13 protein-coding genes are annotated in these 13927 nt (G+C 38.6%); 8 read left to right on the top strand and 5 right to left on the bottom strand.

Going from position 1 to position 13927, the window contains the following annotated elements:
* Nucleotides 1–65: 65 nt before the first annotated feature.
* From HWV54_RS01095 to HWV54_RS01085, 3 genes are all read left to right on the top strand, one after another.
* Nucleotides 66–629: a DUF2497 domain-containing protein gene (locus HWV54_RS01095; RefSeq protein WP_005865029.1), complete on the top strand. Its 564-nt coding sequence runs from the start codon at nt 66–68 to the stop codon at nt 627–629.
* A 157-nt stretch (nt 630–786) separates the two neighbouring features.
* Nucleotides 787–3510, top strand: coding sequence for a valine--tRNA ligase (locus tag HWV54_RS01090; protein WP_005865031.1), 2724 nt, complete (start codon nt 787–789; stop codon nt 3508–3510).
* Nucleotides 3511–3769: 259 nt separating this feature from the next.
* Nucleotides 3770–4561, top strand: coding sequence for a tetratricopeptide repeat protein (locus HWV54_RS01085; RefSeq protein WP_005865032.1), 792 nt, complete (start codon nt 3770–3772; stop codon nt 4559–4561).
* Between the two features lie 98 nt (nt 4562–4659).
* On the opposite strand, the gene HWV54_RS01080 is transcribed toward HWV54_RS01085, so the two are convergent.
* From HWV54_RS01080 to xth, 5 genes are all read right to left on the bottom strand, one after another.
* A complete protein-coding gene (locus HWV54_RS01080; RefSeq protein ID WP_176953546.1) occupies nt 4660–5406 on the bottom strand; it encodes an amino acid ABC transporter ATP-binding protein in 747 nt (248 codons plus the stop codon).
* 10 nt (nt 5407–5416) lie between these two features.
* Complete coding sequence (locus tag HWV54_RS01075) at nt 5417–6133, bottom strand: amino acid ABC transporter permease (RefSeq protein WP_005865035.1); 717 nt, start codon at nt 6131–6133, stop codon at nt 5417–5419.
* The gene (locus tag HWV54_RS01070; protein WP_005865037.1) at nt 6130–6888 is read right to left on the bottom strand and encodes an amino acid ABC transporter permease; all 759 of its coding nucleotides are present in this window, start codon (nt 6886–6888) and stop codon (nt 6130–6132) included. Before HWV54_RS01070 ends, HWV54_RS01075 begins: the two co-directional genes overlap by 4 nt.
* Nucleotides 6889–7025: 137 nt before the next feature.
* Complete coding sequence (locus HWV54_RS01065; RefSeq protein WP_005865038.1) at nt 7026–7931, bottom strand: transporter substrate-binding domain-containing protein; 906 nt, start codon at nt 7929–7931, stop codon at nt 7026–7028.
* A 130-nt stretch (nt 7932–8061) separates the two neighbouring features.
* Nucleotides 8062–8844 carry an exodeoxyribonuclease III gene (gene xth / locus HWV54_RS01060; RefSeq protein WP_040296372.1) on the bottom strand — a complete coding sequence of 261 codons (783 nt, stop codon included), beginning with the start codon at nt 8842–8844 and terminating at the stop codon, nt 8062–8064.
* A gap of 498 nt (nt 8845–9342) precedes the next feature.
* On the opposite strand from xth, the gene rpsL reads away from it, so the two are divergent.
* From rpsL to rpsJ, 5 genes are all read left to right on the top strand, one after another.
* Entirely contained in the window at nt 9343–9714 is a 372-nt protein-coding gene (rpsL, locus tag HWV54_RS01055) for a 30S ribosomal protein S12 (RefSeq protein ID WP_005865042.1), read from the top strand.
* A gap of 18 nt (nt 9715–9732) precedes the next feature.
* Nucleotides 9733–10203 (top strand): 30S ribosomal protein S7, encoded by a 471-nt coding sequence (gene rpsG, locus HWV54_RS01050; RefSeq protein WP_005865044.1) that lies wholly within the window; start codon nt 9733–9735, stop codon nt 10201–10203.
* Between the two features lie 27 nt (nt 10204–10230).
* On the top strand, nt 10231–12315 hold the full coding sequence (gene fusA, locus HWV54_RS01045) for an elongation factor G (RefSeq protein ID WP_005865046.1): 2085 nt from the start codon (nt 10231–10233) through the stop codon (nt 12313–12315).
* Between the two features lie 58 nt (nt 12316–12373).
* A complete protein-coding gene (tuf, locus tag HWV54_RS01040; RefSeq protein ID WP_005865050.1) occupies nt 12374–13549 on the top strand; it encodes an elongation factor Tu in 1176 nt (391 codons plus the stop codon).
* A gap of 65 nt (nt 13550–13614) precedes the next feature.
* Nucleotides 13615–13923 carry a 30S ribosomal protein S10 gene (rpsJ, locus tag HWV54_RS01035; protein ID WP_005865051.1) on the top strand — a complete coding sequence of 103 codons (309 nt, stop codon included), beginning with the start codon at nt 13615–13617 and terminating at the stop codon, nt 13921–13923.
* Nucleotides 13924–13927 lie beyond the last annotated feature (4 nt).

Genomic DNA, 13927 nt, shown 5'->3' with positions numbered 1-13927 from the left:
TTATTCTTTTGCTTACACTAAAGAATGATTCTGTTTGTTGTTGCATCATTGAGAGGTTTTAAAGTATGGTACAGAGTTCAAGCGTATTACGTGAACCGAGTATGGATGAAATTTTGACATCTATTCGTGAAATAATCGAAGAAAATTCGGTTCAACCTGATCACTTTTTAAATGGCGGTGTAGCAGTGAATGCTTCTGCGGATCATTCAGCAGCAGCGTCAGAGGGAGCTTATGATACAACCTTATCAGTTGATGATGCAATGAAAGCTTTAGCTGATCGTATTGGCCTTTCTTCTGAGAAACAGGATTTTTCTTTAACGCAAAAAGAGAATATAGAAGCAGAAAATAATGCAGTTGGTGTAGATATGCAAAAGGTAAAGCTTTCTTTTGAAGAGCAGAGTTCTGTTCATAAAACAAAAGAATATAGTGATAAGGCACATTTCTCCCAGTCGGAGAATATAGAGGTTGGTCATGTGGAGTTATCTGAATATTGTATTTCTTCTGCTGAGAAGATTGCAAAGGATGTCTTGCGTCCAGCTGTAGCAGAGTGGTTACAGGGTAAATTGCCTGTTTTGCTTGAGAAAATTTTACGTGAAGAGATTGTCAAGGCAATTAAGAAATCATCTTAACTATTTGCTTTTTATTGCTTTTTTCAATTTTCATTTTATTTTATAAGAATTTTGTTTACAGCTTTGCAGGTGTACTGTGAATAAGTAGGCCTTGTAGGATAGTATGATCGCGTTTTAGATCATATATTAATTTTCAGCGGCGTTATGGGTGAGTAGAATGTTAGAAAAAAACTATGATGCTGCTTCTATAGAGCAACGGGTTGCAAAGAGGTGGGAGGCTCGTGGTGCTTTTGAAGCGGGAGCGGGTGCAAAAAGTGATGCAGAACCTTTTTGTGTTATGCTTCCACCTCCCAATGTTACGGGCTCACTTCATATGGGCCACGCACTTAATACAACAATTCAAGACATTGTAGTCAGGTTTCAGCGGATGCGTGGCAAAAATGTGTTGTGGCAGCCTGGTATGGATCATGCAGGAATTGCAACGCAAATGATTGTTGAGCGTCAACTTGCAGAGCGACAAGAGCCAACGCGTCAAGAAATGGGTAGAGAAAAATTTGTTGAGCGTATTTGGGAATGGCGTTACGAAACTGGAGGAATTATTGCGAATCAGTTGCGCCGTCTTGGTATTTCGTGTGATTGGTCGCGTGAGCGGTTTACAATGGATGAAGGGTTATCTCAAGCTGTTCGCGAAGTTTTTGTCACGCTTTATAAGCAAGGGTTGATATATAAGGATAAACGTCTCGTTAATTGGGATCCAAAATTATTAACGGCTATTTCGGATCTTGAAGTTGAGCAAAGAGAAATCAAAGGCTATTTGTGGCACTTTAGATATCCACTTGAAGGTAAAATTTTTGATCCAAATGATGCTACAACTTTTATAACGGTTGCAACAACACGCCCAGAAACAATGCTTGGTGATACAGGAATTGCGGTTAATCCTGAAGATGATCGTTATAAAGATCTTATAGGTCAAAATGCTCTTTTACCGCTTGTTGAACGTAGATTATTAATTGTTGGTGATACTTATGCAAATCCTGATGAGGGGAGTGGTGCTGTAAAAATTACCCCAGCACATGATTTTAATGATTTTGAAGTAGGGCAGCGCAATAATCTACGTTTAATTAATATTTTTACAGAAAAAGCTGAGATTTTTCTCCGTGAGAATGAAGCATTTTTCGATGGTTTAACTTTATCCGATGGATTAAACCTATTAGTAGAAAATTTAGATCAATGTGATCGTTTTTTTGCACGCAATCGGATTGTTTCTTTGTTGGAAGAGAGAGGATATTTAGCAGCTGTTGAAGATCATCCACATACTGTTCCTCATGGGGATCGCAGCGGGGTGCCTATTGAACCATTCTTGACAGATCAGTGGTATGTTCATGCTGCAGAGTTAGCAAAACCAGCGATAGAGGCTGTTCATCAAGGGAAAACGCGATTTGTTCCTGATAGTTGGGAGAAAACTTATTTCAATTGGATGCAAAATATTCAACCTTGGTGCATTTCACGTCAATTATGGTGGGGGCACCAGATACCGGCTTGGTATGGTCCTGATGGCAAGATTTTTGTTGAAAAAAGTGAAGAAGAAGCTTTAGCTTCGGCTCTCTCCCATTATGGTAGAGTGGTGGAATTAACCCGTGATCAAGATGTTTTGGATACATGGTTTTCATCCGCACTTTGGCCTTTTTCAACACTAGGTTGGCCAAACAAAACACCTGAATTAGCTACTTTTTATCCAACATCTCTATCTGTTACAGGTTTTGATATTATTTTTTTCTGGGTTGCTCGTATGATGATGATGGGACTTCACTTTATGGGTGAGGTTCCCTTCCCAACGGTTTATGTGCACGCTCTCGTTCGAGATCAGAAGGGAGCAAAGATGTCAAAATCGAAGGGAAATATTATTAACCCATTGGAGCTCATTGAAAAATATAGTGCAGATGCACTCCGTTTTACTTTGGCTGTTATGGCAGCACAAGGTCGTGATGTTAAACTGGACCCTTCCCGTGTTGCAGGCTATCGTAATTTTGCTACGAAATTATGGAATGCCACCCGCTTTGCACAGATGAATGGTGTTAAACATGATCCAGCTTTTAAGCCAGAAAAAGCAAAGCTTACGCTTAATCGTTGGATTTTAACAGAGTTATCTAAAACTATTTCGGCAGTGACTGTTGGCATTGAAAATTATAAGTTTAATGAGTCTGCTAGCGTACTCTACCGCTTTATTTGGAATATATTATGTGATTGGTATTTGGAGCTTCTCAAACCGATATTTCAAGATTCCAATGAGGATGCTAAAAATGAGACTCAGGCATGTACTGCTTTTGTTTTGGATGTAGTTTATAAACTTCTTCATCCTTTTATGCCTCATATGACGGAGGAGTTGTGGTCTCTTACAGAAACGCCAGGTATGAAGCGTGAGGATATGCTGGCATTGGTATCATGGCCAGAGGAAATATTTGTAGATGAAAAAGCTGCCTCTGATATTAATTGGCTTATTGATGTTGTCAGTGAGATTCGATCTGTGCGTTTTGAGATGAATATTCCAGCTGGTACGCTAGCACCTCTTGTTATTGTAGAAGGTGGAGAATTAACGCAAAAGCGTGTGAAACTTTATGATACTCTTCTTAAAAAGTTGGCGCGTATTGAATCTATTGATTTCTCTGATAGAGTTCCAGTTGTTTCGGCACAAATGATTGTGGGAGAGGCGGTTTTTTGTTTACCATTGGAGCAGTTGATTGATTTGGAAGTTGAACGCGCTCGTTTAATGAAAAATGTTAGTAAAATTGAGCAGGATATTAAAAAAATATTGCTTAAACTAAACAATCCTAACTTTATCGCAAATGCAAAATCTGAAATTATTGAGATTGAACGTAACAGAATTATAGAATTGCGTGCGGTACAGAAGAAAATATCTGTTGCTTTAGAGAGATTGGCGTGATTTCGACTTTTTACTTCTTTCGTGGAGACTTTATATTATTGTACTGCTCATTTATGCTTAAAAATTAAGTTCTTGTATACAAAAGTAAGACATTCTTTTAATTAGATATTTGGGGCGATTTCTATTTATTTGCCTTTTTTGTTAAAATACTAGTTTTAAAATATTTTTTTCTCTCTTACTGAAAAGAAAATTTCCAGTGTATATAAAGAAATTTGGAGTACATGTAATCATAAAACTGAGATAAGGGGGGGATTTTTAGATGGTAAACATATTTAAGGTATTAAAAAGAGCCGCAATTATTATTATTTGGGGAGGATCTTTTTCTGCTGCTTATGGAATAGATATAAATAGCTCGAAGAATGCTGCTGATAATTCATTTTATTTTTTGAAACGTGGTATGTCTGCTTATAAAAATGGGCAAATAAATCTGGCTATTTCAGCATTACGTTGTGCAGCTAGTATGGGGCATATTGGTGCGAATTGGAAACTTGGCCATATCTATGCAGATGGTGATGGTGTACCTAAAGATGATTATAAAGCATATAATTTTTTTGCATATGTCGTTGAAAAAGGTGCTGATCTTGGCTCAGAGAGTGAAAGTTATGTTTCTGATGCGTTGGTTAAACTTGCAGGATATATAAAAAAAGGTATTCCTCAATCACCCGTAAAACCTAATTCTTTTTATGCTGCTAATCTTTATATGCAAGCTGCGGTGAATTATGGAAATCCTAAAGCTCAGTATCAACTAGGAAAAATATTTTTAAAAGGAGAGGGAAGAGAAAAAAACCTTGTACAGGCAGCACGGTGGTTTCAACTTTCAGCAAGGAAAGGAAATCCTCCTGCTCAAGCAATGCTTGGAAATATGCTTTTTCAGGCAGGAAAAACAATTCGCGGTGTCGCGATGTTAACTGCGGCCTATGAAAAAGCTAATGCAAAAGATCGTAATTGGATTTATCCTCTACAAAAGCGTGCTTTTAACATTTGTGATGAATTTGAACGACGTAAGGCAATGTCTCTGGTTGATGATATTCTAAAAAATAATAGTTTCTGAATATATTATTACAACGTTTCGTGGATTTCTTAATAACAAAATTTTACCTCTTATTCGAGTTTAAAGAGAGAAAAATTTTTGTCTTCATCATGTAATGATTAATGGCTGAGAATTTTAGACAAAAACTCTTGTGTACGCGGTGTTCTGGCTTGAGGGGCAGAGAAGAACTCTTCGGATGAACAATCTTCGAGAATTTTTCCTTGATCCATGAAAATAATACGCTCTGATACTTTTTGAGCAAAACCCATTTCGTGTGTTACACAAATCATCGTCATACCTTCTTCAGCTAAACTGATCATAACATCTAGTACTTCACCTACCATTTCAGGATCTAGAGCAGATGTGGGTTCATCAAAAAGCATCACGAGTGGATCCATAGTTAATGCACGTGCAATAGCAACACGTTGTTGTTGACCTCCGGAAAGTTGACCAGGGTATTTATTTTTATGTTCAATCAGTCCAACGCGTTCAAGATATAACAAGCCACGTTCAAGTGCTTCTTTCTTACTGCGTTTTAGAACTTTAATTTGTGCTATTGTTAAATTTTCTGTGACAGATAAATGTGGAAAAAGCTCAAAGTGTTGAAATACCATTCCTACGTGACTACGTAATTTAGACAGATTTGTCTGCTTTGAATGAACTGGGACTCCATTAATCCAAATTTCACCTTTTTGAAAAGGTACAAGGGCATTAATTGTTTTAATAAGTGTTGATTTTCCTGAGCCTGAGGGCCCACAAACTACAACGACTTCGCCTTTGTTAATATTGGTAGAGCAATCTTTAAGGACATTAATTTCACCATACCAATTGGAAACATTTTTTATTTCGATCATATGCGTAGACATTTTTTTCCTGTTAGCGGATAATGGATATTTTTTTCTGTAGATATAAAACTATCTGCGACAATGTAAAACAGATAGCAAAATAGAAAATAGCTGCCAAGACATAAGCTTCTTGCTTTACGCCGAAATTGTTAGCAACAATATCAAAACCGTTCAAGAGGCTATTGCCGCTAATTGCATAAACAAGTGTTGTGTCCTGAAAAAGAATAATCACTTGTGTTAAAAAAATTGGCAACATGTCTCTAAAAGCTTGAGGAAGAATTACGATGTACATATTTTGCCAATATGTCATTCCAAGAGCTTGCCCTGCCTGTTTTTGTCCTTGTGAAATAGAGTTTATACCGGCGCGCATAATCTCAGCAAAATATGCAGTTTCAAATGCGGTAAAGGTAATGAGTGCTGATTTATTTGCACCGATTGATGTTCCAGTTATGAAAGGTAGAAGTACAAAAAACCATAAGATAACCATAACAAGTGGTATTGAGCGCATAGCAGTTATATAAATTATTGCAAGCCAAGAGACCAATTTTATAGAAGAAAGCCGCATCATTGCTAAGAGTGTACCGAAAATAAGTCCTAGTATTGTTGCAAAAAGAGTTAGAAAAATACTAAAGAGTAACCCTGATAGAATATAAGAATAGAATATATCAAAAGTAAAAAATGAAAAATCGAAATCTGAAAAATTGAAAGGAGAAAAAAATTCAAACTTGGAGGTTATGGAATTTATCATATTCTGTGTTCCTCTGTTTGAAAATTAGGTATCTTGAGCATTTGCTCAATTATTGTCATAATGGTGAATATAAATAAAGATATAATGATGTAAAGAATCGTGACAATGAGATAATTCTCGTAAACATGGCTTACTTCTTCAATTGTTTGGTATTGAAATTGCATCAGTTCGTTTAGTGAAACAGCGAATGCTATGGATGAATTTTTCACAATTCCCATTGCTTCTGAAGTAAGCGGAGGCATGATTGTGCGCGTAGCACGTGGTAATATGATATAGCGATAAACTTGATAGGTTGTAAATCCCAGTGCCATAGCTGCATAACGTTGTCCAGAAGGAATTGCTTCAATACCAGAGCGAACTTGTTCTGCAATACGGGCAGATGTAAAAAATCCTAAGGCACATGTTATTAAGAGAATAGGTGAAAAGTTCATCGCTGGTGGATAAACTTTAGGCACAACAAAATACCATAAAAACACTTGTACAAGTAAAGGAATGTTACGCATAATTTCCACCCAGATACTTCCAATAGTACGCAACAAGCAACGGCTGATGGAAGTATTTGGTAGAGTGCGTATTGTCCCTATAATGATACCCAAGAATACAGCTAAGATCAATGAAGAGACGGATAATATAACTGTATTTTTGAAGCTATCAAGTAGCGTATCTAAATAGGTATGATTCACACCAGGAGTTCCAAAGCATCCAACCACGAGTGTTTGATTAAGATCATCTTTACAAAGGAAAGAAAAGTCCATTAATATTTCCTAAATTTAAGTATCTGTAAAATAGTAGAATAAATCAACCGTATTTAAATATGCTGAATTTATAAAAAAACGAACTAAAATATAACCACACTCAATTTTCAAAGAACGTGGTTATCCTTTTTCGAATTCTACAGGTTATTATCTAAGTATTCTTCGCGAGGCTTATTGTTTGGATGTTCCCAGGCATATTTTGTTGTTTTAGATAAGGGAAGGTTAACAATAATATTTGTAGGCGGAGTTGGTTTCATAAACCATTTATCATAAAGTTTTGCAAGTGATTCGTCTTTAATTTGGCGTATGATACTATCATTGATTATTTGTTCAAATTTTTTGTCATTTAATCGGAGCATACAAGCAATGGGTTCGACTGAAAGTACTGTATCAAGGATGACATAATCGGATGGGTTTTTCGATTTGGCAATATGTCCAGCAAGAATTGAAGCATCCATAATAAATGCATCTGCGCGGCCAGATTCTAATAATAAAAAGCTGTCTCCGTGGTCTTTACCTTTCACAACTTTAAAATGAATATTTTTGGCACGTTTATTTTTACGGATAAGGCGGACAGACGTTGTACCGGTGGTGGTAGCGACTATTTTTCCGTTTAAATCGGCAAGAGATTTAATATTAGAGTTTTTCTTTACGGCAATTCTAACTTCTTCTACATAAGTGGTATAAGCAAATGCAGCTTCTTTACTACGGGCAACATCATTTGTTGTTGAGCCACATTCAAAATCATAGGTATTATTTTTCAAGAGAGGGATTCTATTTTGTGATGTGATGGGAATATAACGAATTTTAATCGGTTTACCAATTTTTTTTGAAATATCGTCAATAATACGCTCTGCCATTTCTGTATGGAAACCTACATATTTATCATTACCAAGGGCATAGGCTAGACCTGATGATTCACGAACACCTAGGGTAATTTCTCCTGTTCTTTTTATTTTTTCAAGTGTGTCATTACCGGCACGTGCGACACTTGTCAGCCCAATGGCAATTACTGCAATAAAAATTAACAGTGATTGTTTCATTATGTCCTCCATTCATTTACAATTTTTCGTTTTTATTTTTAGCTTGAGATATATCGTCACGTACCGTTTAGCACATTTATATTCTAGTTGGGATATTTTTTATTTTAATTAAAGTCCAAGTACTTTATTCTTAATTGGAATTAAGGTGAGCCCAAACGGGAGTATGATCCGATGGTTTTTTATATCCTCTTACTTCTGTTTGGCTATAAGCGCAAATAAGTTGATCGACAGCTTCTGGTGATAATAGTAAGTGGTCAATACGAATCCCATTATTTTTGCGCCACGCATTAGCTTGAAAATCCCAGAAGCTGTATGAGGGGGCTTCTGTGACGTTACGAATAGCGTCATAAAAACCTAAATAGATAATACGTTGGAATGCCTGTCTTATTTGTGGAAGAAATAAGGCATTATGACTCCACTCTTGAGGATTTTTTGCATCTAATGGGGTGGGAATGACATTATAATCACCAGCTAGGATAAGAGGTTCTTCGTATGTAAGCAATAATTTTGCATGTGCATACAATCTTTCCATCCATTCCATTTTATAAAGATATCTTTCGCTTTTTACAGGGTTTCCATTCGGCAAATAGAAGGATGCAATACGGATAACACCTTTATTTGTTGAATAAACGGCTTCAATGTAGCGTGTTTGTTCATCATTATCATTGCCTGGTAATCCTCGGACAACTTCATCAGGTGTTTTTTTAGAGAGAATCGCAACGCCATTAAAATTTTTTTGTCCGTGTGTTTCTATGTGATAACCTAATCCTTCAATTGCATTGCGTGGAAAATTTTCATCAGTACTTTTAGTTTCTTGTAGACAGACTACGTCGGGCTGGTTTTGCTGTAGCCATTGGTATAATGTTTCATGTCTTGCTTTTATTCCAGCAATATTCCAAGTTACTATTTTCATGGTATTCATCTTAAATATCACCTGTGCAATTGGTTAAATTGCTGCGTTCAAGTATTCTTATAGACATATTAGACATATCCACAATATTATATTATGGTTAGAGATATTACTATGAGGATTTCATTTATCAAGAACTTCTGTAAAAGCCAAATTCAAAGTGTATGATTAATTTATTTTCATTTTTAAAAACTTTCTGATGTTTAGTTCTTGACGAATGTATGTGTTCTCGCTATTAGAAAGTACTATAACCGATGTGAGAATGATAAGCGGTTTTGAGTGTTCATCCAAAGGGTCATTCAAACGGGTTTTGTTTTAAAGATTAAAAGCAAATGCTAGTGCAAAAGGCTATTGCCTTCTCTGCTTGTAATCGGGTAAGCTGTTTTCGCAGTGCTGCCCGATTTTGTGTGTGAGTTTAAGTATTTGCTCCGATTTTATCGGAATAGATGAAATAGAAAAAGCCCAAAAGGGTGAGAAGAAAATCAAAAAGAGGAAGGTTACATGCCTACCGTAAACCAGTTGATTCGCAAGCCGCGTGTTGTGCCAGTTAAGCGCAATAAGGTTCCTGCACTTCAATCGAATCCACAGAAGCGTGGTGTTTGTACGCGTGTCTATACAACGACACCCAAGAAACCCAATTCTGCGCTTCGGAAAGTTGCTAAAGTCCGTTTAACAAATGGATTCGAGGTGATTGGTTATATTCCTGGAGAGGGGCATAATCTTCAAGAGCACTCTGTTGTAATGATTAGGGGTGGTCGTGTGAAAGATTTGCCAGGAGTTCGCTATCACATTATTCGTGGTTTGCTTGATACGCAGGGTGTCAAGAATCGTAAACAGCGCCGTTCAAAGTATGGCGCAAAGCGTCCAAAATAATATTGAGAGACAAAGCCCATGTCCCGTCGCCATAGAGCAGAAAAACGTGAAATTAATCCGGATCCTAAATTTGGTGATTTGGTTATTACGAAATTTATGAATGCCATTATGTTTGATGGTAAAAAGTCAGTTGCTGAGCGTATTGTCTATGGTGCGCTTGAGGTGGTGGAGAAGAAAGTGAAAATAGATCCTGTGGCTCTGTTTCATCAAGCGTTAGAAAATGTCGCTCCTCATATTGAGGTCCGTTCTCGTCGTGTTGGTGGTGCTACTTATCAGGTTCCAATTGATGTTCGCCCTGGTCGTCGTCAGGCTCTTGCTATTCGTTGGTTAATTTCAGCGGCACGTGGGCGGAATGAAGCAACAATGATTGATCGTCTTTCTGGTGAATTGATGGATGCGGCTAATAATCGTGGTTCTGCAGTAAAGAAGCGTGAGGATGTCCATCGTATGGCTGAAGCTAATCGTGCATTCTCTCATTATCGCTGGTAGGTATGTTTAAGACTTAAGGCAAATGTAATGGCTCGCGAATATAAAATTGAAGACTATCGTAATTTTGGTATTATGGCGCATATTGATGCTGGTAAGACCACGATGACTGAGCGTATTTTGTTCTATACGGGTAAGAATCATAAAATTGGTGAAACTCATGATGGTGCTTCTACGATGGATTGGATGGAGCAAGAGCAAGAGCGTGGTATTACGATTACATCTGCTGCGACGACGACTTTTTGGGAAGGGCGTGATGGACGTAAACGGCGTTTTAATATCATTGATACACCAGGGCACGTTGATTTTACTATTGAGGTTGAGCGTTCTTTGCGTGTTCTTGATGGGGCGATAGCTTTATTGGATGCAAATGCTGGTGTTGAGCCTCAGACGGAAACTGTTTGGAGGCAGGCTGAGAAATATCGTGTGCCACGCATGGTTTTTGTTAATAAGATGGATAAGATCGGTGCTGATTTTTATCGTAGTGTAGAAATGGTTGGTTCTCGGTTAGGGGCTAAAGCGCTTGTTTTGCAGTTACCAATCGGTGCTGAAAATGATTTCGAAGGTGTCATTGATCTTGTTGAGATGAAGGCATTGAAATGGGATGGTTCCATCGGTGCTTCAGCGGTAGTTAGTGAGATTCCCTCCGATTTGAAGGAGAAGGCGGAAGAATATCGTGAAAAATTAATTGAGATGGCAGTTGAGGTCGAGGAATCTGCGACAGAGGCTTATTTAGAAGGTGTTATGCCGACTAATGAACAGCTTATTGCTCTGATCCGTAAGGGGACAATAGAGGTTCAGTTTCATCCGGTTCTTTGTGGGACAGCTTTTAAAAATAAGGGTGTTCAGCCACTTTTGGATGCTGTTGTTTCTTATCTTCCTTCTCCGGTTGATGTTCCGGCCATTAGTGGTATAGATGTGAAGACTGAATCTGAGACAACGCGCGAATCTTCGGATGATGCTCCGCTTTCCATGCTTGCTTTTAAGATTATGAATGATCCTTTTGTTGGGTCATTAACTTTCTGTCGTGTTTATTCTGGTAAGGTTCAGAAGGGTGTTTCTCTAGAAAATACTGTGAAGAGGAAAAGGGAGCGCCTGGGCCGTATGCTTCAAATGCATTCAAATTCTCGTGAGGATATTGAGGAAGCATTTGCTGGTGATATTGTTGCTCTTGCAGGGCTTAAAGAAACGACAACAGGTGATACTCTTTGTGATCCTCTAAAGCCTATTATTTTGGAACGGATGGATTTTCCAGAGCCTGTTATTGAGATTGCTATTGAGCCCAAAACGAAAGCAGATCAGGAAAAGATGGGTATTGCACTGAATCGTTTAGCTGCTGAAGATCCTTCATTCCGTGTAAAATCTGATGAGGAATCAGGGCAAACTATTATAGCTGGAATGGGTGAGCTCCATCTTGATATTATTGTTGATCGTATGCGGCGTGAGTTTAAAGTTGAGGCAAATATTGGGCAGCCTCAAGTTGCTTATCGTGAAACGATTACCAAAATGGCAGAAATTGATTATACGCATAAGAAGCAATCTGGTGGTGCGGGACAGTTTGCTCGTGTAAAGATTATTTTTGAACCTCACGAGGGCGATGATTTTGTTTTTGAGTCGAAAGTTGTTGGAGGTGCTGTTCCCAAAGAATATATCCCTGGTGTTCAAAAAGGGATTGAAAGTGTTATGGGATCAGGGCCTCTTGCAGGGTTTCCTATGCTTGGTGTAAAGGCTACTCTGATCGATGGTGGTTATCACGATGTTGATTCTTCCGTTTTGGCTTTTGAAATTGCTGCTCGTGCAGCTTTTCGTGATGGAGCAAAGAAGGCTGGTGCACAGCTTCTCGAGCCAATTATGAAGGTAGAGGTTGTGACTCCAGAAGATTATGTTGGTGATGTCATTGGTGATCTAAATTCTCGTCGTGGTCAAATTTCAGGAACTGAGACTCGTGGTATTGCTACAGTTGTGAATGCAATGGTTCCTTTGGCGAACATGTTTGGTTATGTAAATAATCTTCGTTCGATGAGTCAAGGGCGTGCGCAATATACAATGCAGTTTGATCATTACGAACCTGTCCCTTCGGCTGTTGCTTTGGAGATTCAGAAAAAATACGCATGATTTTTAAGTCATTAATTTTAACTTAGTCCTTGACTTGGATGGAAAATGGAGAGCTCAAATGGCAAAGAGCAAATTTGAACGTACGAAGCCGCATGTTAATATAGGAACGATAGGTCACGTTGATCATGGGAAGACCTCGTTGACAGCAGCGATTACGAAATATTTTGGTGAATTTAAAGCGTATGACCAAATTGATGCTGCACCAGAGGAACGTGCACGCGGAATTACCATTTCTACAGCGCATGTTGAGTATGAAACAGAGAAACGGCACTATGCACATGTTGATTGCCCTGGGCACGCGGATTATGTAAAAAACATGATCACAGGAGCAGCGCAGATGGATGGAGCGATTTTGGTTGTTTCTGCTGCTGATGGTCCGATGCCTCAGACACGTGAACATATTTTGCTAGCACGTCAGGTAGGTGTTCCGGCGATTGTTGTTTTTCTTAATAAGGTTGATCAAGTTGATGATGCTGAGCTTTTGGAGCTTGTTGAGCTTGAAGTGCGTGAGCTATTGTCAAAATATGACTTTCCCGGAGACGATATACCGATAGTAAAAGGTTCTGCGTTAGCAGCTCTTGAAGATAAAGATAAAAGCATTGGGGAAGATGCAGTTCGTCTTTTGATGAGTGAAGTTGATAATTATATACCGACACCTGAGCGACCAGTTGATCAGCCATTTTTAATGCCGATAGAAGATGTTTTTTCAATTTCAGGCCGTGGGACGGTTGTAACAGGTCGTGTTGAGCGTGGTGTTATTAAGGTTGGTGAGGAAATCGAGATTATTGGCATACGTCCGACTTCTAAGACGACGGTTACAGGTGTTGAAATGTTCCGCAAGCTTTTAGATCAAGGTCAAGCAGGAGATAATATTGGAGCACTGCTTCGTGGGGTTGATCGTGAAGGGGTTGAGCGTGGACAGGTTTTGGCAAAGCCTGGTTCGGTTACTCCTCATACAAGATTTAAAGCAGAGGCCTACATTTTAACAAAAGATGAAGGAGGGCGTCATACTCCATTTTTCACGAATTATCGACCTCAGTTTTATTTCCGTACTACGGATGTGACGGGAATTGTTACACTTCCAGAAGGAACGGAGATGGTTATGCCTGGTGATAATGTTGCGATGGATGTCTCTTTGATTGTTCCGATTGCAATGGAAGAGAAGCTTCGCTTCGCTATTCGTGAAGGTGGTCGTACTGTTGGTGCAGGTATCGTTTCTAAGATCATTGAGTAAATAAAGGTTAGTGAAAAGTGCCTTTGCTGTTAAAGGTGTTTTGCATGACAGGGAAATAAAAGAGCATGAACAATCAAAATATCCGCATTCGCTTGAAAGCGTTTGACCACAGAATTCTTGATGCATCGACACGTGAAATCGTGTCGACTGCTAAGCGTACTGGTGCAAATGTCCGTGGTCCTATTCCACTTCCAACGCGGATTGAGAAGTTTACGGTCAATCGTGGACCACACATTGATAAGAAGAGCCGTGAGCAGTTTGAAATGCGTACACATAAACGTCTTCTTGATATTGTTGATCCAACACCGCAAACAGTAGATGCTCTTATGAAACTCGATCTTTCTGCTGGTGTTGATGTAGAAATTAAGCTCTGAGGTT

The sequence above is a fragment of the Bartonella alsatica genome, assembly GCF_013388295.1.
In the GTDB taxonomy this organism is placed as follows: Bacteria; Pseudomonadota; Alphaproteobacteria; order Rhizobiales; family Rhizobiaceae; genus Bartonella; species Bartonella alsatica.
Note: the sequence above shows the minus strand (reverse complement) of the source record. Positions and strands in the feature narration are given on the sequence as shown.